21 protein-coding genes are annotated in these 20,742 nt (G+C 69.4%); 19 read left to right on the forward strand and 2 right to left on the reverse strand.

Features of this window, described 5'->3' with window-relative positions; all coding sequences use genetic code 11:
- Window positions 1-56: 56 nt before the first annotated feature.
- From moaC to AB5L97_RS07440, 5 genes are read left to right on the forward strand one after another with little or no spacing between them, the layout of a single operon-like run.
- A complete protein-coding gene (gene moaC / locus AB5L97_RS07420; protein ID WP_423246847.1) occupies window positions 57-494 on the forward strand; it encodes a cyclic pyranopterin monophosphate synthase MoaC in 438 nt (145 codons plus the stop codon).
- Window positions 491-988, forward strand: coding sequence for a MogA/MoaB family molybdenum cofactor biosynthesis protein (locus AB5L97_RS07425; RefSeq protein WP_369047050.1), 498 nt, complete (start codon window positions 491-493; stop codon window positions 986-988). The genes moaC and AB5L97_RS07425 overlap by 4 nt, the downstream gene beginning before the upstream one ends.
- Window positions 972-1,541: a molybdenum cofactor biosynthesis protein MoaE gene (locus AB5L97_RS07430; RefSeq protein ID WP_369047051.1), complete on the forward strand. Its 570-nt coding sequence runs from the start codon at window positions 972-974 to the stop codon at window positions 1,539-1,541. The genes AB5L97_RS07425 and AB5L97_RS07430 overlap by 17 nt, the downstream gene beginning before the upstream one ends.
- A 17-nt stretch (window positions 1,542-1,558) precedes the next feature.
- Window positions 1,559-2,317, forward strand: coding sequence for a 4-hydroxy-tetrahydrodipicolinate reductase (gene dapB / locus AB5L97_RS07435; protein WP_307958958.1), 759 nt, complete (start codon window positions 1,559-1,561; stop codon window positions 2,315-2,317).
- The gene (locus tag AB5L97_RS07440; protein ID WP_423246827.1) at window positions 2,314-2,808 is read left to right on the forward strand and encodes a tetratricopeptide repeat protein; all 495 of its coding nucleotides are present in this window, start codon (window positions 2,314-2,316) and stop codon (window positions 2,806-2,808) included. Before dapB ends, AB5L97_RS07440 begins: the two co-directional genes overlap by 4 nt.
- A gap of 33 nt (window positions 2,809-2,841) precedes the next feature.
- On the opposite strand, the gene AB5L97_RS07445 is transcribed toward AB5L97_RS07440, so the two are convergent.
- Complete coding sequence (locus AB5L97_RS07445; protein ID WP_369047052.1) at window positions 2,842-4,092, reverse strand: heparan-alpha-glucosaminide N-acetyltransferase domain-containing protein; 1,251 nt, start codon at window positions 4,090-4,092, stop codon at window positions 2,842-2,844.
- A 794-nt stretch (window positions 4,093-4,886) separates the two neighbouring features.
- On the opposite strand from AB5L97_RS07445, the gene AB5L97_RS07450 reads away from it, so the two are divergent.
- The 7 genes from AB5L97_RS07450 to AB5L97_RS07480 all read left to right on the forward strand — a co-directional run bounded on the left by AB5L97_RS07450 (window position 4,887) and on the right by AB5L97_RS07480 (window position 13,027).
- Entirely contained in the window at window positions 4,887-5,642 is a 756-nt protein-coding gene (locus AB5L97_RS07450) for a carbon-nitrogen hydrolase family protein (RefSeq protein WP_369047053.1), read from the forward strand.
- A 44-nt stretch (window positions 5,643-5,686) separates the two neighbouring features.
- Window positions 5,687-6,598 carry a 4-hydroxy-tetrahydrodipicolinate synthase gene (gene dapA / locus AB5L97_RS07455; protein WP_369047054.1) on the forward strand — a complete coding sequence of 304 codons (912 nt, stop codon included), beginning with the start codon at window positions 5,687-5,689 and terminating at the stop codon, window positions 6,596-6,598.
- Between the two features lie 13 nt (window positions 6,599-6,611).
- Window positions 6,612-8,303, forward strand: a complete 1,692-nt coding sequence (locus AB5L97_RS07460; protein WP_307958962.1) for a ribonuclease J — start codon at window positions 6,612-6,614, stop codon at window positions 8,301-8,303.
- An 83-nt stretch (window positions 8,304-8,386) separates the two neighbouring features.
- Window positions 8,387-11,338: an FtsK/SpoIIIE family DNA translocase gene (locus AB5L97_RS07465; RefSeq protein WP_369047055.1), complete on the forward strand. Its 2,952-nt coding sequence runs from the start codon at window positions 8,387-8,389 to the stop codon at window positions 11,336-11,338.
- A gap of 9 nt (window positions 11,339-11,347) precedes the next feature.
- Window positions 11,348-11,941, forward strand: a complete 594-nt coding sequence (pgsA, locus tag AB5L97_RS07470) for a CDP-diacylglycerol--glycerol-3-phosphate 3-phosphatidyltransferase (RefSeq protein WP_307958964.1) — start codon at window positions 11,348-11,350, stop codon at window positions 11,939-11,941.
- Window positions 11,938-12,447 (forward strand): CinA family protein, encoded by a 510-nt coding sequence (locus AB5L97_RS07475; RefSeq protein WP_423246828.1) that lies wholly within the window; start codon window positions 11,938-11,940, stop codon window positions 12,445-12,447. The genes pgsA and AB5L97_RS07475 overlap by 4 nt, the downstream gene beginning before the upstream one ends.
- 154 nt (window positions 12,448-12,601) lie before the next feature.
- Complete coding sequence (locus AB5L97_RS07480) at window positions 12,602-13,027, forward strand: helix-turn-helix domain-containing protein (protein ID WP_307958966.1); 426 nt, start codon at window positions 12,602-12,604, stop codon at window positions 13,025-13,027.
- Between the two features lie 109 nt (window positions 13,028-13,136).
- Here AB5L97_RS07480 and AB5L97_RS07485 read toward each other — a convergent pair whose 3' ends face one another.
- A complete protein-coding gene (locus AB5L97_RS07485; RefSeq protein ID WP_369047056.1) occupies window positions 13,137-13,601 on the reverse strand; it encodes a MarR family winged helix-turn-helix transcriptional regulator in 465 nt (154 codons plus the stop codon).
- Between the two features lie 61 nt (window positions 13,602-13,662).
- Between AB5L97_RS07485 and AB5L97_RS07490 the strand changes: the two genes are divergently transcribed.
- The 7 genes from AB5L97_RS07490 to dapF all read left to right on the forward strand — a co-directional run bounded on the left by AB5L97_RS07490 (window position 13,663) and on the right by dapF (window position 20,736).
- A complete protein-coding gene (locus tag AB5L97_RS07490; RefSeq protein WP_307958968.1) occupies window positions 13,663-13,884 on the forward strand; it encodes a DUF3046 domain-containing protein in 222 nt (73 codons plus the stop codon).
- Window positions 13,885-14,096: 212 nt separating this feature from the next.
- Entirely contained in the window at window positions 14,097-15,152 is a 1,056-nt protein-coding gene (gene recA / locus AB5L97_RS07495; RefSeq protein WP_307958969.1) for a recombinase RecA, read from the forward strand.
- Window positions 15,153-15,713 carry a regulatory protein RecX gene (locus AB5L97_RS07500; protein ID WP_369047057.1) on the forward strand — a complete coding sequence of 187 codons (561 nt, stop codon included), beginning with the start codon at window positions 15,153-15,155 and terminating at the stop codon, window positions 15,711-15,713.
- 77 nt (window positions 15,714-15,790) lie between these two features.
- Window positions 15,791-17,152 carry a lytic transglycosylase domain-containing protein gene (locus AB5L97_RS07505; RefSeq protein ID WP_369047058.1) on the forward strand — a complete coding sequence of 454 codons (1,362 nt, stop codon included), beginning with the start codon at window positions 15,791-15,793 and terminating at the stop codon, window positions 17,150-17,152.
- 81 nt (window positions 17,153-17,233) lie between these two features.
- Window positions 17,234-18,769, forward strand: coding sequence for a tRNA (N6-isopentenyl adenosine(37)-C2)-methylthiotransferase MiaB (miaB, locus tag AB5L97_RS07510; protein ID WP_369047059.1), 1,536 nt, complete (start codon window positions 17,234-17,236; stop codon window positions 18,767-18,769).
- Between the two features lie 66 nt (window positions 18,770-18,835).
- Window positions 18,836-19,798 (forward strand): tRNA (adenosine(37)-N6)-dimethylallyltransferase MiaA, encoded by a 963-nt coding sequence (gene miaA, locus AB5L97_RS07515; protein ID WP_307959031.1) that lies wholly within the window; start codon window positions 18,836-18,838, stop codon window positions 19,796-19,798.
- Entirely contained in the window at window positions 19,795-20,736 is a 942-nt protein-coding gene (gene dapF, locus AB5L97_RS07520; RefSeq protein WP_307958973.1) for a diaminopimelate epimerase, read from the forward strand. The genes miaA and dapF overlap by 4 nt, the downstream gene beginning before the upstream one ends.
- Window positions 20,737-20,742: the final 6 nt, after the last annotated feature.

Consider the following 20,742-nt stretch of genomic DNA (forward strand, 5'->3'; position numbering starts at 1 on the left):
CACCGCGGGGCTCCGGTCCCCGGCTCACCCACGTGCGCGCGGACGGCAGTGCGCACATGGTCGATGTGAGCGGCAAGCTGGAAACCACGCGCGAGGCCACGGCCCAGGCGGTCCTGACAACCACGCCCGAGGTCATGGCACTCCTGACGGAGGGCGGCCTGCCCAAGGGCGATGCGTTCGCGGTGGCTCGGGTCGCGGGCATCATGGCGGCCAAGAAGACCCCTGAACTCATCCCGCTGTGCCATCCGCTGCCGCTCACCAAGGTCACGGTCGACTTCGAGTCCGGCCCTACCTCGGTGACCGTGCTCGCCACCGTCAAGACCCGTGGCGTGACAGGGGTAGAGATGGAGGCCCTCACCGCGGCGTCGATTGCGGCCCTCGGTGTCTACGACATGGTCAAGGCGGTCGACAAACACGCGGTCATCTCCGAGGTCAAGGTCCTCGCGAAGTCCGGGGGCAAGAGCGGGGACTGGACGCTCGGGGAGACCCGATGAGCTCGCTCAGGAGCGCAGGAATCATCATTGCCTCGACGCGTGCGGCAACGGGCGTGTACGAGGACCGGACGGGGCCGGTCATTGCCGACTGGCTCGCCGAGCACAGCTTCGAGGTCATCCCCACCGCCGTGGTTCCGGACGGCCCCAGCGTCGGGGCGGCCCTGCGGGCACTGCTCGCGCTCGAGCCCGCGCTCATCGTCACGAGCGGGGGCACCGGCCTGAGCCCCGACGACGTCACGCCTGAGGAGACGCTGCCCCTGCTCGACCGCGAGGTCCCGGGCCTCATGGAGGCCATCCGGGCCGCCGGACGGGACAAGACGCCGCTTGCCGCTCTCTCCCGCGGGTACGCGGGCATCGCGGGGGGGACCTTTGTGGTGAATCTTCCCGGCTCGCCGTCGGGTGTCATGGATGGACTGTCCGTTCTCGACCCGATCATTGGACACGTCTGCGACCAGGTCGCGGGAAGGGGAGGCAGCCATGACCATGCCGAGTGAGGGCCTGCCGGCCGAGGGTATGACCGGCGCAGCCCCTGGCGGCTCCATTTCCGACGCTCGAGCCGATGGCGCCCTTGCCGACGATGCAGCGAGTGCGGACGCCTCAGTCGAGGTGGTCCACGCTGCGGTGACCTCCGAGCCGCTCGACGAGGCTGCTGCGCGCGCTGCGGTCGACGCCGCGGATGCGGGCGCCGTCGTGCTGTTCTCGGGTGTGGTCCGCAACCATGACGACGGCCGCGGCGTCACGCGGCTGACGTACACGGCCCACCCGACGGCTGGGGCGACGCTGCGAGGCGTCGTCGAGACGGTCATCGCCGAGCATGGGCAGGCCCACGGCGCGTCCGAGCGCGCGATGCGGGTGTGGATCGCGCACCGGATCGGGGAACTCGCGGTGGGCGACGCCGCGTTCGTGTGTGCCGTCTCGGCGGCGCACCGGGGCGAGGCCTTCCGGCTCTGCTCCGACCTCGTGGACCGGGTCAAGGCCGAGGTGCCGGTCTGGAAGGAGCAGTTCTTCGAGGGCGGCGGGAGCGAATGGGTGGCCGCCCTCGGCTGACCAGTAGGCTTGGGCGCATGGCAGAACGACTTCCCGTAGCAGTGCTGGGCGCGAACGGGCGCATGGGTTCCGAGGCAGTGAAGGCAGTCAACGCTGCGGATGACCTGGAGGTCGTCGCGGCGCTCGGCCGGGGCGACTCGCTCGACGATCTCGTCGATGCCGGAGCGCGCTACATCGTAGACCTCTCGATCCCCGACGCGACCGAGGCGAATGTGCGCTTCGCGGTCGAGCACGGCATGCACGCCGTCGTGGGGACGACGGGGTGGGACACCCCCCGGCTCGACTCGCTCGCGGCGCTCCTGGGCGAACACCCCGGCGTCGGCGTGCTCATCGCCCCCAACTTCGCGCTCGGTTCAGTGCTCGCCTCGGCGTTCGCCGCGAAGGCCGCGCGGTACTTCGAATCCGTCGAGATCGTCGAGCTCCACCATCCGGACAAGGTGGATGCACCGTCCGGCACCGCAATCCGCACCGCGCAGCTCATCGCGGCAGCGCGCGCCGAGGCCGGCGTCGGCCCCTCGCCCGACGCCACCACGAAGCAGCTCGACGGCGCGCGCGGTGCCGACGTCGACGGCGTGCGCGTCCACGCGGTGCGCCTCCGCGGGCTCGTCGCGCACGAGGAGGTGCTCCTCGGCGGCGTTGGCGAGCAGCTGACCATACGGCACGACTCATTCGACCGTGTGTCCTTCATGCCCGGCGTCATCCTTGGCCTGCGCACGGTGGCCGACCACCCCGGGCTGACCGTGGGCCTGGACGGCTACCTGGACCTCGGGCTGTGAGCTCGGTGGACGCGCCGAAGGCGAGCGTGGCCTGGGGCTGGATCCGCGCGAACAAGGTCAAGATCGGTGTCGCTGCCGTGACCCTCCTGCTCGTCTTCTACCTCATCGTCACCTTCGACCGGGCCAGGATCCTCCTGATGGACCCGCAGCCGGTGGCCAAGGGCATCGGGCTCGCCTACCTCGTGCTGCCGGTCGTCGGTGCCTGGGCGCTTGTGCGCGAGCTGTCCTTCGGCGCGAGGCTCGAGCGCATGGCCAAGGAGCTGGAGGCCGAGGGCGGACTCCCGGAGGACAACCTGCCGCGCACCGCCGCCGGTCGGATCGTCCGCACGGCCGCCGACGCCGAGTTCGAGCAGTACCGCGCAGAGGCCGAGGCAGCACCGGACGATTGGCGCTCCTGGTACCGGCTGGGCCTCGCCTATGACGCCTCCGGGGACCGAAAGCAGGCGCGTTCCTCGATGCGCCGGGCCATCTCGCTCTACCGCGCCCCGTAGCGGCAACGCGGTGCCCGCTGCCGCCCTGGCTCCTCAGCGTCTGGCGGGCCGCCGCGCAGCGGCGTCCTGGCCTTTCCGCGCGGCCAGCCCCAGCCGGGTCGCGGCGTGTGAGATGGCCTCGAGCGGGCCGCGCCACCCATTGGCCCGCACGAACAGGCCGATCGCGAGTGCGGCGGCGATGTGAACGGCCAAGAGCGACTCAGGCGTGAGGTGGGCTGCCTCGGCGAAGGGGGTGGAGAGCGCCCACACGTGCGCCGTGTAGAGCGTGAGGGTCATGGCGCCTGCGCCGGCGAGCGGCAGGAGGATTCCGCTGCGGGCTAGCGGCCCGATCCTCGCCACGAGCAGGAACGCGCCAATCGCGGCAGCGGACGTCCCCGACGTATGCAGGAGATCGAGCGTCGTGCCCGAGTGCGGAGACGCCGTCGTGAGCCACCACCACGTCCCGGTCTGCTCGACGCCGGCCAGATTGGCCTCGAGCATGGCCTGAAGTGGCCAGAGCCGGGCCTGGCCGGTCGCGAGCAGGGCGTTGATGCCCCCGAGGGGTATGAGCAATGCCCAAGCGCTGGCCTTGGCGACGACGGCGACGGCGGCGCCGCCCACGAGTATCCACACCTGGGTTGCGGCGCGCGTGAGATCGGCCTGCCCGATCCACAGCCCCACGAGAAGATAGCCGAACCACTGCAGCACGGGGTAGTAGCCAGTCACCATGAGGTCTGCGAGGAGGCGTGCGGGGTCGGCGACGTCGGCCCACACGGGATTGTGCCCGAGTTGCATCCGAACAGACCCGTCGAGGAGAACGGGCCGTACGAGGTAGGCCACGACCGGCGCGATGAGGATCCACGCTGCCGCGAGCAGCCCGAGGGCCTGGCGGCGCAGGGCCAGGACAGGGAGCGCGCACCAGAACAGTACGGCGTACTGGACCAGGATCACGGCGACATCGACCTTGACGAGACCCACCGTGAGCCCGATCGCGGCCACTACTGCCGCGCGGAGGGCGAGGCCCAGCCGATTCCGGACCGCGGGAACCCGCCCCAGTGAGAGGGAGATGCCTGCGAGCACGGCGAACAGCGCAGCTGCGCGGCCCGAGAACACCAGTCCCACCCAGGTGGCGGCCCACTGCTGGGTGGCGTTGCTCTGTTCCAAAGTGGGCAGGACGTGGGTCGCGATCATCGCGAGCAGCGCGGCGCCCCGGGCCATGTCGATTCCGTCGAGCCTCGACACCCGTGCCGTCGGCGTTCGCGGCCTGTGGCCAGCGGCCCGAGGGGAAGCCGATCGTCCGCCCATGGGACCGATCGTCTCACGCTCGACCCCATCGGCGGCCGATTCGCTGCGGTTGCCGATTTGCTGCCGGCACCCCGTGAGCTGCCGCCCGATGTGCGGGGGTGATCCAAGGACACCTCGTGAGTTTCGGTTCGAATGATTGCACCTCGAAGATATGTTCGATTAGCATGGGCGCATGAGCGGGGCGAGCGACCAGCAGGCGGGTGAGACGAGGACCGGTGAGACGGGGACCGGTGAGATCAAGATCAGTGGGTTCACGGCCAGTGAATTCAAGCCTGGCACTGTCAGAAGCGGCGATCTCAGAACCAGTGATCTCCCGACCGGTGATTCTCAGGCTGGTGGTCTCGAGGCATCCCGGCAACGTCAGCCTCCACGGAGCCCCTTGCCCGCTCAGCAGCTTCCCACCGCCCCGTTCCTGTCCCCCGGGGCGGTGGGATACCTCTCCCGGCAGCTGGTGGAGAGGGTGGTAGGGCGGGACCCCTCGGTTCACGCGTGGCGTGCCGGGGGTCCGGTCCTGCCGGGGGACCCTCCGCCCGGCGAACTTGCACGCAGGCTGTCGGAGGCGGACATCGCGTTCCTCACGAAGGGCGAATTGGAGGCATTCCTTCGTGCGTGCGGCACTCTTCAACGCTGGGTGACCGTGCGGGCACGGGCGGCGGGTTCGGAGCTCGGCGCCCGGGGCCGGGCCGGCGCGTGAGGCGTCCCGCCGAGCGTGGGGTGCGACCGACGGGGAGGCCATGGCCGTAGGCGGTGATCGGTGTTCTGTGCTGCCTGCGGGGGTGACCTAGGATGGCGTTATGTCCGCCGAGCTGACCGTCGCTGCCGTGCAGTCTGTGGCCCTACCCGGCGGGGTGAGCGCGAACGTCGACGAGCACATCCGGCTGCTCGAGGACGCAGACGGGCACGGGGCGAGGCTCGCAGTGTTCCCCGAGCTGTCCCTCACCGGATACGACCTCGACCTCCTGGCAGACGAATCGGCCTGGCTCACGAGCCCATCGGCGCAGCTCGGGGAGCTCCAAGCGGCGTGCGAGGACATGGGCATCGCCGCCGCGGTGGGCGCGGCCGTCCGCGAGCCCGATGGCACGCCGCGGCTCGCAACCATCCTGGTCCGTCCCGGCACGCCGCCGCTTATTGCCCCCAAGATGCACCTCCACGGGGCGGAGAAGGACCTGTTCGAACCGGGGAGCCGGCCAACCGTCGTCGACATCGACGGCTGGAACGTGGCCTTCGCGGTGTGCTTCGACGCCGCCCATCCGAGCCACGCGGAGCAGGCCGCGGCCGCGGGCGCCGACCTCTATGCGGCGTCGGCTGTCTACGTCGTGGGGGAGGAGCGCCGGCTGGACCTCCATTTCGGGGCCCGCGCCATGGAGAGCCGGTTCTTCGCGCTGCTGGCAAATGCCGGAGGCGCGAGCACCCTCGGAGAATCGTGTGGGCTCAGCGGCATCTGGGGGCCGGATGGGCACCGGATGGTGACGGCAGCGGGGACCGGCTCAGAGGTTGTGCCCGCTGTCCTGTTCCGCTCGGCGCTCACGAGGTACCGCCACCCGTCCTGACCTGCGTTGCCCAAAGCACCAGTGCACACGGTAACGTTCTGTGCATGGCTTCAACGGATTCCCCGACGCGTACTTTCGGCACCCTCCTCACTGCCATGGTGACTCCGTTCACCACTGACGGCGAGGTTGATTACGATGCTGCGGGCAATCTGGCGGCCAAGCTCGTCGACGACGGCTGCGATGGCCTCGTGGTGACGGGCACGACCGGCGAGACCTCGACCCTGACCGACGAAGAGAACCTGGGCATGTTCAAGGCGGTCCTCGAGGCCGTTGGCGGTCGGGCCAAGGTGATCGCCGGGACCGGCACGAATGACACTCGTCACTCCGTGAACCTTTCGCGCAGGGCCGCCGAGCTCGGCGTCGATGGCCTCCTGCTCGTCACGCCGTACTACAACAAGCCCAGCCAGGAGGGCGTCCAGGCCCACTTCGAGGCCATCGCCTCCGCGACCGACCTCCCGGTGATGCTCTACGACATCCCGGGCCGCAGCGCGATCCCGATCGCGACGGAGACCATCTTCCGGCTCGCAGAGCACCCCAACATCAAGGGCCTCAAGGATGCCAAGGCAGACTTCGGTGGGCTCACCCGCGTGCTTGCCGCGACGGACCTCGCCGTCTACTCGGGCGACGACGGTCTCACGCTGCCGTGGATGGCCGCGGGCGCGCTCGGCGTCGTCTCCGTCACGGCGCACGTCGCTACGGAGCAGTTCCGATCCCTCGTCGACTCGGCCCTCGCGGGCGACTTCGCGGCCGCCCGCCGGATCCATTTCGAGCTCGACCCGGTGATCCGCGGCGTCATGACCCGAGTCCAGGGTGCCGTCGCGGCCAAGCAGATTCTCAAGTGGCAGGGAGTCCTGCCCAACTCCGTGGTCCGTCTCCCCCTCGTGGAGCCGGGCGACGCGGAGCTGACCCTCATCCGCAACGACCTTGGCGAAGCCGGAATGGACTTCGCCGCCTAGGAGCAGCACAAGCATGACCCAACGAGCCCTGTCCGTCCTCACCACTCCGCCCCGGCTCCCGTCGGGGACACTGCGGGTTGTCCCGCTCGGCGGACTGGGTGAGGTCGGGCGGAACATGGCCGTCTTCGAGATCGAGGGCAAGCTCCTCGTCGTCGACTGCGGCGTCCTCTTCCCCGAGGAGACGCAGCCCGGCGTCGACCTCATCCTCCCGGACTTCTCGTACATCGAGGACCGCATCGACGACATCCTCGCCGTCGTGCTGACCCACGGCCACGAGGACCACATCGGCGGCGTGCCGTACCTCCTGCGCCGCCGCCGGAACATCCCCCTCGTCGGTTCGCAGCTCACGCTCGCGCTCGTCGAGGCGAAGCTCGCCGAGCACCGCATCACTCCCGTGCTGCGCATCGTCGAGGAAGGGCAGGTCCTCGACTTCGGCCCGTTCCAGACCGAGTTCGTGGCAGTGAACCACTCGATCCCGGATGCGCTCGCGGTGTTCATCCGCACCGCGGGCGGGACCGTGCTCCACACTGGCGACTTCAAGATGGACCAGCTGCCGCTCGACGGTCGTATTACCGACCTGCGCCACTTCGCTCGCCTGGGCGAGGAAGGCGTGGACCTGTTCATGGCCGACTCGACGAATGCGGACGTCCCCGGCTTTACCACCGCGGAGAAGGAGATCGGCCCCACGCTGGACCGCCTCTTCGGGCAGGCCCGCAAGCGCATCATCGTGGCGAGCTTCTCCTCGCACGTCCACCGCGTGCAGCAGGTGCTCGACGCCGCGCACCACCACGGCCGCAAGGTTGCCTTCGTGGGTCGGTCGATGGTGCGCAACATGGGGATCGCCTCGAAGCTGGGCTACCTCGACGTGCCCCCGGGCATCCTTGTCGACGTCAAGGCGATCGACAGCATCCCGGACCACCGCCTCGTGCTCATGTCGACCGGATCGCAGGGCGAGCCGATGGCAGCCCTGTCACGGATGGCGAATGGCGACCACCGCGTCCAGGTGGGTGAGGGCGACATGGTGATCCTCGCGTCGTCGCTCATCCCGGGCAACGAGAACGCCGTCTTCCGCGTGATCAACGGCCTCCTCAAGCTCGGCGCGGCCGTGATCCACAAGGGAATGGCCAAGGTGCACGTCTCGGGCCACGCGGCGGCCGGCGAGCTCCTCTACTGCTACAACATCGTGGAGCCCCTCAACGCGATGCCCGTGCATGGCGAGACACGCCATCTCATCGCCAACGGCAACCTCGCGCTCGAGACGGGCATGGAGCCTGAGAGTGTCATCCTTGCGGACAACGGCACGGTGGTGGACCTCGCCGACGGCGTCGCGAAGATCGTCGGCCAGGTCGAGGTCGGCTTCGTCTACGTCGACGGCAGCAGCGTCGGAGAGATCACCGACGTCGACCTCAAGGACCGCCGCATCCTCGGCGAGGAGGGGTTCATCTCGGTCATCACCGTGGTGAACCGCTCGACGGGCAAGGTCGTCTCGGGTCCCGAGATCCACGCCCGCGGTGTGGCCGAGGATGATTCGGTGTTCGACGAGATCATCCCGAAGATCAACCAGGCCCTCGAGGAGGCCATCCTCGCCAAGTCGGACCACACGGCCCACCAGCTGCAGCAGGTGGTTCGCCGCGTGATCGGCACCTGGGTCGCCCGCAAGCTGCGCCGCAAACCGATGATCATCCCCGTGATCCTCGAGGCCTGATCCAGCAGGATCGGGCGAGCTCAAGGCCGCCGCTCCCGTGGATATCCGCGGAGGCGGCGGCCTTTCGCGATACGGTGGCCAATATGGCGACTCGTACCTCTCCCACGCCACCGACCCGGTCGAACCCCTCACGGCCGACCCCGCGGTCGAATCAGGCCACCGGCGCAAAGGCGGGCGGCCGGTCCGGCGGTGCGGCAACCCGGGGCAAGACGGGCAGGGGAAGCACGACGTCGCGCGGGGTCACCACGACCGACGCAGGCCAGCCGTGGCTCGCCCGCGTGATCGGCGGCGCGTGGGGTGCCCTCGCCCACGCCGTCGGGGGAGGGGCGCGCCGCATCGGGACCGACGTGAGTGACATCGACCCCAGTGAACGCCGCGACGGCGCGGCACTGTTCAACCTGGTCCTCGCCGTGTTCGTGGCGACCTTTGCATGGTGGGGCTGGACGGGCTGGTTCCCGGACGCGGTCTACGCAGTGGTCAACGGGACCTTCGGGTGGGTCTCACTGCTCCTGCCGCTCATGCTCGGTGTGTGTGCGTTCCGGCTGTTCCGCAAGCCGGAGGACCACCGGGGCAACAACCGCGTGGGCATTGGGTTCCTCGTCATGACGTTCGCCGCGACCGGCCTCGCGCACGTGTTCAGCGGCCTCCCCTCGGCGGTCAACGGCTTTGACGGACTCCGTGCGGCCGGCGGCATGCTCGGTTTCCTCGCCGCCTCCCTGCTCGCAGCGATCCATCCCGCGGTTCCCGTCGTCATCTACTCCGTGCTCGTGTTCATCTCGGTCCTCATCGTCACCGCAACTCCGTTCGCCGCGATACCGAGGCGCATCCGTTCCTCGTGGGAGCACCTCATGGGGCTCGACCTGCCCCCCGAGGAGCAGGACGGGCATGACCGCAGCTACCTGTACGACTCGGAGCGCCGAGCCAAGGACGCCCGCGAGAAGCCCAAGAGGCGTCGCCTGTTCGGGAAGGACCGGGACGACCAGGACGGGCGCCCCGAGGGATTCGCCGGGGACGAGCCCTACGAGCGGGCCGTCGTCGAGGACGCGGACGCGACAGCGCCGACGGCCGCGATGCCTGCCCCCGGGCGGTCCCAGGCCGAGGCCGCCATCCAGAAGATCCGGGCCGCGCAGGGGCGCGGCAACGCCGCGGCCTCCAGCGCCGGCACCGCCGGTGATGGCGCTGTCGGAGACGTCACCGAAGCGATCCCCACCGTGGGACTGCCGACGCCGAACCCAGGAGCATCGACGGGCGCCCCGCAGATCCACGTGCCCTCGACGCCCGTGGCACCGACGCCCCCGCCGACGCCGATCCCGCAGCGCACCGAACAGCTCCAGCTCTCGGGCGACGTCGCGTATACCCTGCCGCAGTCCGACTTCCTGGTCCAGGGGTCCGCGCCGAAGGAACGGACCGAGGCCAACGACGTCGTCGTCGCGGCCCTGACCGACACGCTGACGCAATTCAACGTCGACGCCGAGGTGACGGGCTTCTCGCGCGGCCCGACAGTGACGCGCTACGAGATCGAGCTCTCGCCCGGCACGAAGGTCGAGAAGGTCACGGCACTGAGCAAGAACATCGCGTATGCCGTGGCAAGCTCTGACGTGCGCATCCTGAGCCCGATCCCAGGCAAGAGCGCGATCGGCATCGAGATCCCGAACGCGGACCGCGAGACGGTCTCGCTGGGGGACGTCCTGCGAAGTCAGAACGCCCGCCGCACAGAGCATCCCATGGTGATGGGCGTGGGCAAGGACGTCGAGGGCGGCTACGTCGTCGCGAACCTCGCCAAGATGCCCCACCTCCTCGTCGCCGGCGCGACCGGAGCCGGCAAGTCCTCGTTCGTGAACTCCATGATCACCTCGATCCTCATGCGCTCCACTCCGGATGAGGTGCGCATGGTCATGGTCGATCCCAAGCGCGTCGAGCTCACCGCCTACGAGGGCGTCCCGCACCTCATCACCCCGATCATCACGAACCCGAAGAAGGCCGCCGAGGCCCTCCAATGGGTGGTGCGCGAGATGGACGCACGCTACGACGATCTGGCCAACTACGGCTTCAAGCACATCGACGACTTCAACAAGGCTGTGCGGGCGGGCAAGGTCATTCCGCCGGCGGGGTCCGAGCGGAAGGTGCGCCCGTACCCGTACCTGCTGATCATCGTCGATGAGCTCGCGGACCTCATGATGGTCGCCCCCCGGGACGTCGAGGACTCGATCGTCCGCATCACGCAGCTTGCCCGAGCGGCTGGCATCCACCTCGTCCTGGCGACCCAGCGGCCCTCGGTCGACGTCGTGACTGGCCTCATCAAGGCCAATGTACCCTCGCGCATGGCGTTCGCCACCTCCTCGGTCACGGACTCCCGCGTCGTCCTCGACCAGCCGGGCGCCGAGAAGCTCATCGGCCAGGGTGACGCGCTCTTCCTCCCGATGGGCGCGTCGAAGCCCATGCGCGTCCAAGGCGCGTGGGTGTCCGAGTCCGAGATCCACAAGGTCGTCGAACACGTCAAGGGCCAGCTCAAGGTCACGTACCGCGACGACGTCGCGGTCGAGGCCGAGAAGAAGCAGATCGATGAGGAGATCGGAGACGACCTCGAAGTGCTCCTCCAGGCGACCGAGCTTGTCGTGACCAGCCAGTTCGGGTCGACGTCCATGCTGCAGCGCAAGCTCCGCGTGGGCTTCGCGAAGGCCGGACGGCTCATGGACCTCCTCGAGAGCCGAGGCGTCGTCGGTCCGTCCGAGGGCTCCAAGGCCCGCGACGTGCTCGTCAAGCCCGACGACCTGCCTGCCGTGCTGGCCGCGCTGCGGGGCCAGGACGCGCCGTCGTCCGCGGAGGACCCAGCGGCGAGCCATTCCGCGCGAGCGCTGGCCGACAACGCCAGCGCCAACCACCACACGGGTGAGTACGAGGTCGCCTCGCCCTACGCCCAGGACCTCGTTGCGAAGGACCTCGACGCGCGCACCGAGGCGATCGACTACCACGACGGTTCGGACAGCGACGATGACGACGGCGGCGAAGACGCATGGCACCTCACCGGACGCTAGGCTGAGACGGTGACCAGCCCGACGTCGGCATCCTCCCCGCAGTTGTGGAACGTGCCGAACATCCTCACCATGCTCCGGATCGTCCTCGTCCCCTTCTTCATCTGGTCCTTCCTGGCCGACAGCTCGCAGCATGGGGTCCTGCGTTGGATCGCGTTCATCCTGTTCGCTGTGGCCATCTACACGGACCAGCTGGACGGGGCGATCGCCCGAAAGCGCAACCTCATCACCGACTTCGGCAAGATCGCCGATCCCATTGCCGACAAGCTCCTCACCGGATCCGCGCTCGTGCTGCTCTCGGTGCTGGGCGAACTGCCGTGGTGGATCACTGTGCTGATCCTCGTGCGCGAGTGGGGGATCACCGCATTGCGGTTCGTCGTGATCCGGTACGGGGTGATGCCGGCCTCGCAGGGCGGGAAGCTCAAGACCGTGCTCCAAACCGTCGGCATCCTGCTGTACCTCTTCCCGCTCACCCCGGGCACGCCGGTGCTGTCCGCGATCGCGTTCTGGATCATGGTGCTCGCCCTGGCCGTGACCGTGCTGACGGGGCTCGACTACGTCGTCAAGGCAGTCCGGCTCCGTGCTAGCGCCCTCCGTGGCCAGTGACGCACGTGGAACCGGAGGCGAGCGCGACGGCGCGTGAGGTCGTCGAGGCGTTCATCGCGCGGGGCTCGACGGCGGCCACCGCCGAATCGCTCACGGCGGGACTTGTCGTGGCAGGCCTGGCAGACATCCCGGGCGCATCCGCGATGCTGCGCGGCGGCGTCGTGAGCTACGCGAGCGGGGTGAAGGCAGATGTCCTGGGGGTGTCCCGCGATCTCCTCGCGGAGGCGGGGTCCGTGGATGCCGAGGTCGCCCGGCAGATGGCCGACGGCGCGCGGCGGGTGTGCGGCGCGGACTACGCCGTGGCCACCACCGGCGCGGCGGGCCCTGAGCCGCATGACGGCAAGCCGGTCGGGACGGTGTTCGTGGCGGTATCGGGTCCGCGGGGCACCACCGTGGAGGGCTATGCGTTCGACGGCGACCGGCAGGCCATCCGGGCGGCCGCGACCCAGGCGGCCTTCGCCCGGCTGCTGGCATCATTTCGCGCGGACGGCAAAAACTGGGAGTGAGCTGTGAATTCGCTGGGGGGAACGGCAGGCGGGGAACAATGCGCTGTGCCCAAGAGTTGTGAATAGTGTCGTCAACGGTAGACGGCACCACTAGGATGTTTCACACGGAGCCCCGGAGAGCGGGGAGCCCGAGCCAAGGAGCGCATCGATACACATGGTAAAGCAGCCCGTATCCGTCAACGGCGTCGTGCGCTGGCGTGATGTGGGCGTGGCTGGCATCGGCAAGCAGGAACAGAAGGAGCGCAAGATGGTTGTTCTGCGTCATGAGATCGGAGACGTCCTCCGCGACGTCCGTCAGCGCCAGGGCCGTACGCTCCGTGAAGTCTCGCACAACGCGCGTGTGTCTCTCGGCTACCTGAGCGAGGTTGAGCGCGGCCAGAAGGAAGCCTCGTCTGAGCTGCTCTCGTCCATCTGCTCGGCACTCGATGTGCCCCTCTCGGTGATGCTTCGCGAGGTGAGCGACCGGGTCGCTGTCGCCGAGGGCATCACCATCCCCGACACCGTGCCGCAGGAGTTCGCCCAGCGGTACGGACGGGACATCAACACGGATTTCGACGCCGAGCTGTCCAAGATCGGCTGACGTCACCCTGATCGGGGAGGGCCGGGCGCGCAGCGCCCGGCCCTTTCTGCGTGCCGGGCCCGTTCTGTGTGCCGGGCCCTTTCTGCGTGCCGGGCCAGGAGGCGCCCGGTCAACGGCGGGGACCGAAGGCCTCGTTGAGCCGGCGGAGATAGCGGGCGAGCTCGGCGAGCTCATCCGGATCCCATGATGCGAGCCGGTCGGCGAAGAACTCGTGGCGGCGCCCCTTGAGCTCCTCGATGTGACTCCGGCCAGTGGGCGTGAGGGTGACCTGCTGGGCGCGGCCGTCGCGGGGATCGGCGTCCTTGGCCACAAGTCCGATCTCCTCCAACAAGGCGATCTGCCGGCTCACAGTGGGCTTCCCAACGCCCACGGTCGCGGCAAGGTCCGTCACGCGCTGCGGGCCCTCCCGGTCGAGGATGGTCAGCAGCCCGTACGCCGCGGGGTCGAGGTCAGGATGCAGATCGCGGGAGAGGCCGAGAGAGGCCGCGCGGCTTCGCCGCCAGAAGACGCCGAGCTGCTGTTCGACGTCGCCGAGGGCATCATCGAACTCACCGGACACGCGTGGGGCGGGCATGCCTTCATCTTAGGGCGCACCTCAGGGCAGCGGCCGCTGAGGGATGGGGGACAATAGACGGGTGCGGAACAGTGACTTCTGGCGGCTCATGGATGACGAATTCGGCTCGGGCTATGCCCACGTGCTCGCGTCCTCCGCCGTCTTGGCAGCGGTCGGAGGCCGTACCGCCGAGGAGGCACTCAAGGCGGGCGTCCACCCGCGCAGTGTGTGGCTCGCGGTGTGCGATCTCCAGGATGTCCCGGCAGAGCGCCGTCTCGGCCAGGACCGGCCCCTCAAGGATTGAAACGGCAGCGACACGCCGCAGTGAATTCGAAGATGTGTTCGGAACAGCGGTAATCTCTTTCATAGAGGGCTCCACGTGCGAAGTGCGCCGAATTGTCCACATAGGGCGGTCCAAGGCTTCTACTGTCGGTGGGCCTCGGTAGCGTGAGCGGCATGGAGACGCGGCAGGCAGGACAGGGCGCTGCCGCGAAGGACCAGACCCGGAGGTAGACCATGGCAGCATCATCGACGCCGGAGCGCCAGAAGGCACTCGAGGCGGCACTCGCCCAGATCGACAAGCAGTTCGGCAAGGGCTCGATCATGCGTCTCGGGGATGACACCCGCGCGCCGATCGAGGTCATCCCCACCGGCTCCATCGCGCTCGACGTCGCGCTCGGCATCGGGGGCCTCCCGCGAGGCCGCGTCGTCGAGATCTATGGACCTGAATCTTCGGGTAAGACGACCGTCGCGCTCCATGCGGTGGCCAATGCGCAGCGGGCCGGCGGGATCGCGGCCTTCATCGACGCCGAGCACGCCCTTGATCCGGAGTACGCGGCCAAGCTCGGCGTGGACACCGATGCGCTGCTCGTCTCCCAGCCGGACACAGGTGAGCAGGCGCTCGAGATCATGGACATGCTGGTGGGCTCGGGCTCTATCGACATCGTCGTGATCGACTCCGTTGCGGCCCTCGTGCCACGCGCCGAGATCGAGGGCGAGATGGGGGACAGCCACGTCGGCCTTCAGGCCCGGCTCATGAGCCAGGCCCTCCGCAAGGTCACAGGCCGGCTCAACCAGACCAAGACCACCGCGATCTTCATCAACCAGCTCCGCGAGAAGATCGGCGTCTTCTTCGGCTCCCCGGAGACCACGACCGGCGGCAAGGCGCTCAAGTTCTACGCCTCAGTCCGCATCGACGTCCGCCGGATCCAGACGCTCAAGGAAGGCGCCGACTCGGTCGGCAACCGCACCAAGGCCAAGATCGTCAAGAACAAGATGGCCCCGCCCTTCAAGGTGGCGGAGTTCGACATCATCTACGGCCAGGGGATCTCCCGCGAGGGGGGCATCATCGACATGGGCGTCGAGCACGGCATCATCAAGAAGTCCGGCTCGTGGTTCACGTACGACGGCGACCAGCTCGGTCAGGGCATGGAGAACTCCCGCCGCTTCCTGCGTGACAACCCTGAGCTCGCTGAGGAGCTCGAACGGCTCATCAAGGAGAAGCTCGGTGTGGGGGTCCACAAGGAAGCCGACGAGGAGAAGCCGCGCCTGAAGGCTGTCGACGGGGAATAGGTGGCAGAGCGACGGCGCCGTCAGGCAGCCCCACCGCCCGAGCAGGATCCCGAGGCCAACCCAGAGTCCGTGGCCCGGGCCATCCTGCTCCGGCAACTCACCCTCGGCCCGCGCAGCCGTCTCCAGCTGGAGCGCAAGCTGCGCGAGCGAAATGTGCCCGACGAGGTCTCCGCCACGTTGCTCGAGCGGTTCGAAGACGTCGGACTCGTGGACGATGCCGAATTTGCACGGATGTGGGTGCGCTCGCGCGGAGAGATGAAGTCGCTCGGCCGTGGTGCGCTGCGGCGGGAGCTGAACGAGAAGGGCATCAAGGGCGACGTGGCCGAGGATGCCCTCGACGAGCTGACCCCCGAAGCTGAGGAGGCGGCTGCGAGGAGTCTTCTGGCCCGGCGGGCCCGTCCGTTCGACCGACGGGATCCTGCCGCGCGCGACAAGGAGCTCCGCCGGCTCGTGGGCATGCTGGCCAGGAAGGGCCATGCACCCGGCTTCGCGTTCCGGCTGGCGGCCGAGGCGCTCGACGTGGACGCCGACGGCGACGACGCTGGGCCGTCTCCTGGGTGAGTCGGGCGTGTCTGCGTGTTTCCTGAGAATCTTGTGACTAGAGTGACAAATGCGATTACTGCGGTATTCTCGGAGCTGTGCGATCTGGGCGGAAGTTCGTGGTGGGCCGGCGTTTCGGCTCTATCCGCTCTGCGCTGGTCGTAGCTGTTTCACTCGCATGCGTTGCCCCCGCCGGGCTGTCGACTGCCGTCGCCGACGATGGTCCGCCCTCGGGCTACCCGACGTGGGCCGACGTCCAGGCGGCCAAGGCCAGCGTCGACTCCACCAAGGCGGAGACGGACAGGATCGGCTCTCTCCTGACAGCGGTCGAGGCGACCGCGTCGGACGCCTCGGCCAAGGCAGTCGCTGCTGGAGCGGCCTCGGCAAAGGCAGCACAGGCGGTGAAGGACCAGGAACACGTCGTCGCCGTGCTCGATCAGGAAGCGGCCAAGCGTGCCGGGGAGCGGGACGTCGCCCAGCGCGCCGCCGGGCAGCTTGCTGCTGACTCCTACATGGGCGGAGCGCCCACCGGCCCTATAGAAACCCTCGCCATCCTGGGCCAGCAGGACGGCCTGGGCCGGCTCCAGACCCTTCAGGTCCTCGGCGACCAGACGGCTCAAGCCGTGACCGACTACCGCGTTGCGGCGAATGCGGCTACGGCGGCCGAGGACACGGCGAAGGCTGCCAAGGATGCGCTGGACGACCTCGCCGCAGCCGCTGCCCAGCGTCTCAGTGAAGCCCGGGACGCGCAGAAGCATGCCCAAGATGTCGTGGCCCAGACCCAGCAGCACGAGGACACGCTTCTGGCCCAGCTGGCCGACCTCAAGGGAAGCTCGGCATCGGTCGAGCAGGGTTTCCGGGAGGGCCAGGCCGCGCAGGCTGCCTATGAAGCGGCCCAGGAAGCGAAACGGCGCGCCGCCGAGGAGGCCGCAGCGCTGCGCGCCCAGCAACTCGCCCAGCAGCAGCAACAGGCGCTCGCACAGCAGCAGGAAGCGGCCCGGCAGCGTGCTCAGGCGCCCGCGCAGCACACTGGAGCCGCAGGTGCTGCGAGTTCTGTCGCGGCGGCCCCGGCCGCCCCAGTGGCGGCGCCTGTGGTGGCGCCTCTGGCCGCTGCGCCGCTTCCCGCTGTGAGCCCGGGTGCCGGTGTCGTCAATGACCCGGCCGGGGCACGGGCCTACGCTTCGGGCCAGCTAGGGGGGTACGGCTGGGGCAGCGGAGAGTATGGGTGCCTCGTCAAGCTCTGGAACCAGGAGTCGAGCTGGATGACGGACGCTACCAATCCGTCCAGCGGCGCCTACGGAATCGCCCAGGCGCTTCCGCCCTCCAAGTACTCGACGGCCGGCAGCGATTGGCTCACGAACTATCGCACCCAGATCAACTGGGGCCTGGGCTACATCGCGAACCGCTATGGCAGCCCGTGCAACGCGTGGGCGCACGAAGTCTCGTACAACTGGTACTGAGAACTGGCCGACTGAGACCTCACCGCAGGTTCAAGCGCAAGGTGCGCGACCGCCGTCGGCCGCTACCGGTACCCTTGATGGGTGAGTTCCCCCCTTTCCACTGAGGCGTCTGAGACAGCCGAGGCCGCGCCCGAGCCGCGCTCCTACGAGGTGCGCACGTTCGGCTGCCAGATGAACGTCCACGACTCGGAGCGTATGTCCGGCCTCCTCGAAGCCGCCGGCTATGTGCGGGCGCAGGACGGCGCCGATGCGGACGTCGTCGTCTTCAACACGTGCGCGGTGCGCGAGAACGCGGACAACCGCCTCTACGGGAACCTCGGCCAGCTCCGCCCAGTCAAGGAGCGGAACCCGGGCATGCAGATTGCGGTCGGCGGCTGCCTTGCCCAGAAGGACCGCGACACGATTCTGGCGAAGGCGCCTTGGGTCGATGCGGTGTTCGGGACCCACAACGTCGGCGCCCTGCCCGCCCTTCTCGAGCGGGCCCGGCACAACGAGGAGGCCCAGCTGGAGATCCTCGAGTCGCTCGAGGTCTTCCCCTCGACGCTGCCCACCAAGCGCGATTCCGTCTACAGCGGCTGGGTCTCCATCTCGGTGGGCTGCAACAACACCTGCACGTTCTGCATCGTGCCGAGTCTGCGCGGCAAGGAGCGGGACCGACGCCCGGGCGAGATCCTCGCCGAAGTCCAGGCCCTCGTGGACGACGGCGCGATCGAGGTCACACTCCTGGGCCAGAACGTCAACTCCTACGGCGTCGAGTTCGGCGACCGGCTCGCGTTCGGCAAGCTCCTGCGCGCGTGCGGGCAGATCGAGGGGCTCGAGCGCGTCCGTTTCACGAGTCCCCACCCGGCGGCCTTCACGGACGACGTCATCGAGTCGATGGCCGAGACGCCGAACATCATGCCCCAGCTCCACATGCCTCTCCAGTCGGGCTCGGACAGGGTACTGCGCGAGATGCGCCGGTCCTACCGCAGCGCCAAGTTCCTCGGCATCCTGGACAAGGTCCGCGAACGCATCCCGCACGCGGCGATCACGACCGACATCATCGTGGGCTTCCCGGGCGAGACGGAGGAGGACTTCCAGGCGACGCTGGACGTGGTCGAGCGGGCGAGGTTCTCCAACGCGTTCACGTTCCAGTACTCCCAGCGTCCCGGGACGCCCGCCGCCACGCTGCCCGACCAGCTCCCCAAGGCCGTGGTCCAGGAGCGCTACGAGCGGCTCATCGCCCTCCAGGACCGCATCGCGGCCGAGGAGAACGCGCAGCAGGTGGGCCGGACGATCGAGGTCATGGCAACCGCCCAGGCGGGCCGCAAGGCGGAGGAGACGCATCGCCTCTCGGGCCGCGCGCGCGATAACCGACTCGTGCACTTCTCCGTCCCGGAGGGGGCTCAGGCGCCGCGCCCGGGCGACCTCGTGACGGTGACCGTGACGTCTGCAGCCCCGTTCCACCTCATCGCCGACCCTGCCTCGGCCGCCGACTATGCCCTTCGGCGCTCGCGCGCTGGGGACGCGTGGGACCGTTCGCAGGCCGACTCGTGCGGCGTCCCCTCACCGGGGGCCGGTGGTGCCGGGCCAGCTGTGAGCCTGGGCATGCCGTCGATTCCCCTCCGTTCGGCGTAGCCGGTGCCGCCGAGCGAGGGCGGAGACCAAGGCGCTGCGTACGACGCCGGCCGCGCGCCCGCCGTCGTGCCCGCACCGTCCGTAGGCGGCGCTCCCGCCGTCATCGCGATCGTCGGGCCGACGGGGTCCGGCAAGTCGGACCTCGCGGTCGAGCTGGCCCTCGCGCTCGACGGCGAGGTCGTGAATGCCGACGCCCTCCAGTTCTACCGCGGCATGGACATCGGCACGGCCAAAATCACCCCCGCGGAGCGTCGCGGCGTTCCGCACCACCTCCTCGACGTCCTCGATGTGACGGAGGAGGCGTCCGTGTCGCGATTCCAGGCGTGGGCGCGCGGGGCCATCGCCGACATCCATGCGCGTGGCCGCCGGGCGATCCTCGTGGGCGGCTCGGGCCTGTACGTGCGGGCGGCGCTCGATGTCCTCGAGTTCCCGGGCACCGACCCCACCGTGCGTGCGCGCCTCGAGGCCGAGGCTGAGCGGGACGGCATCGCGCCGCTGCGCGACCGCCTCCGCGCCGTCGACCCCGTCTCGGCCGGGAGGCTCGGCGACACCCGCCGCGTGATCCGTGCCCTCGAGGTCCACGAGCTCACCGGGCGCCCCTTCAGCTCCTTCATGCCCGACCGCCAGTACGCGGCCCCTGCCGTGCAGATCGGCCTCGATCTCGAGCGCGCCGTGCTCCACGAGCGGCTCGCCGCACGCGTCCACCGCATGGCCGACGCCGGCCTCGTCGCCGAGGTGGAACGGCTCGCCTCCGCGGGACTCAGGGAGGGCAGGACGGCATCGCGCGCGCTCGGCTATGGCCAGTTCCTCAGGGTCCTCGACGGGGAGTCCACCCCCGAGCAGGCGGTGGAGGAGACGATTGTCGCGACGCGCCAGTTCGCCCGCCGCCAGCTCACATGGTTCCGCGCCGACCCCCGCGTCCACTGGCTCGACGCCCTGGCCCGAGACGTGGTGGAGCAGGCGCTCGCCCTCGTGCGGGCCGCAGACAAGGGCGACGACCGTGAGGCCGCCGGTAGGCTGGAGCCATGACCGTCTCAGCCCAGTCCGCCCCTGACGTCCTCCACAGCCTCGTCGGCCTGCCTTTCGCGAAGGGCCACGGCACCGGCAACGATTTCGTCCTCGTGGCCGACCCGGCGGGGGACAGGCATCTGGCCGAGGCCGAGGCGGCGGCCCTGTGCGACCGCCACCAAGGGATCGGCGCCGACGGGCTCATCCGCGCCATCCGGTGCCGCGAGCTCCCCGAGGGCGCAGCCATCCTTGCCGAGGAGCCCGCGGCGGAATGGTTCATGGACTACCGCAACGCGGACGGGTCGCTGTCGGAGATGTGCGGCAACGGCGTCCGCGTCTTTGTCGCGTTCCTCCTCGACCAGGGGCTCGTCGAGCTCGCGCCGGGCGAGGTGCTCCCCATCGGAACCCGGGCCGGGGTCAAGCGGGTCGAGCGGCGCGAGGGCGGGTTCGCCGTCGACATGGGGCCGTGGGCCTTCATCGACCCGCAGCAGGCCGAGGCGGTCGCGAGCGACGCGACGGTCGAGGCCGTGGGCCTCGACGTTGCCAGGCCGGCCCTGAGCGTGACGATGGGCAACCCGCACACCGTCGTGGCCCTCGCCGAGCCTGCTGAACTCGAGGCGCTTGGCCTGTATTCGGCGCCTGTGGTCGAGCCCGTGCCGCCGCACGGCACCAATGTTGAGTTCGTCGTTCCCGCCGAGCCACTCGTGAGCGGCGGGGTCGGCAGCATCTCGATGAGGGTGCACGAACGTGGGGTCGGCGAGACCCAGTCGTGCGGAACTGGCGCGTGCGCGGCCGCTGTGGCGATCCGCTACTGGGCAGGTGTCGGCGCCCCCAACCGGTGGGAGGTCGCAGTTCCGGGCGGTACGGTCGGCGTCGCGTTCATCCCCGGCAGCGACGGCCGCGAGCACGTCGAGCTCTCGGGGCCCGCGGTGATCGTGGCCCACGGGCTTCTGGGTTAGAGATAA

This window comes from Sinomonas sp. P10A9, from assembly GCF_041022165.1.
GTDB classification, from domain to species: Bacteria; Actinomycetota; Actinomycetes; order Actinomycetales; family Micrococcaceae; genus Sinomonas; species Sinomonas puerhi.

Coding starts and splice junctions, on each gene's coding strand:
- moaC (WP_423246847.1), top strand. CDS start 57: ATGGTCGATGTGAGCGGCAAGCTGGAAACCACGCGCGAGGCCACGGCC.
- AB5L97_RS07425 (WP_369047050.1), top strand. CDS start 491: ATGAGCTCGCTCAGGAGCGCAGGAATCATCATTGCCTCGACGCGTGCG.
- AB5L97_RS07430 (WP_369047051.1), top strand. CDS start 972: ATGACCATGCCGAGTGAGGGCCTGCCGGCCGAGGGTATGACCGGCGCA.
- dapB (WP_307958958.1), top strand. CDS start 1,559: ATGGCAGAACGACTTCCCGTAGCAGTGCTGGGCGCGAACGGGCGCATG.
- AB5L97_RS07445 (WP_369047052.1), bottom strand. CDS start 4,092: ATGGGCGGACGATCGGCTTCCCCTCGGGCCGCTGGCCACAGGCCGCGA.
- AB5L97_RS07450 (WP_369047053.1), top strand. CDS start 4,887: ATGTCCGCCGAGCTGACCGTCGCTGCCGTGCAGTCTGTGGCCCTACCC.
- dapA (WP_369047054.1), top strand. CDS start 5,687: ATGGCTTCAACGGATTCCCCGACGCGTACTTTCGGCACCCTCCTCACT.
- AB5L97_RS07460 (WP_307958962.1), top strand. CDS start 6,612: ATGACCCAACGAGCCCTGTCCGTCCTCACCACTCCGCCCCGGCTCCCG.
- AB5L97_RS07465 (WP_369047055.1), top strand. CDS start 8,387: ATGGCGACTCGTACCTCTCCCACGCCACCGACCCGGTCGAACCCCTCA.
- AB5L97_RS07480 (WP_307958966.1), top strand. CDS start 12,602: ATGGTAAAGCAGCCCGTATCCGTCAACGGCGTCGTGCGCTGGCGTGAT.
- AB5L97_RS07485 (WP_369047056.1), bottom strand. CDS start 13,601: ATGCCCGCCCCACGCGTGTCCGGTGAGTTCGATGATGCCCTCGGCGAC.
- recA (WP_307958969.1), top strand. CDS start 14,097: ATGGCAGCATCATCGACGCCGGAGCGCCAGAAGGCACTCGAGGCGGCA.
- dapF (WP_307958973.1), top strand. CDS start 19,795: ATGACCGTCTCAGCCCAGTCCGCCCCTGACGTCCTCCACAGCCTCGTC.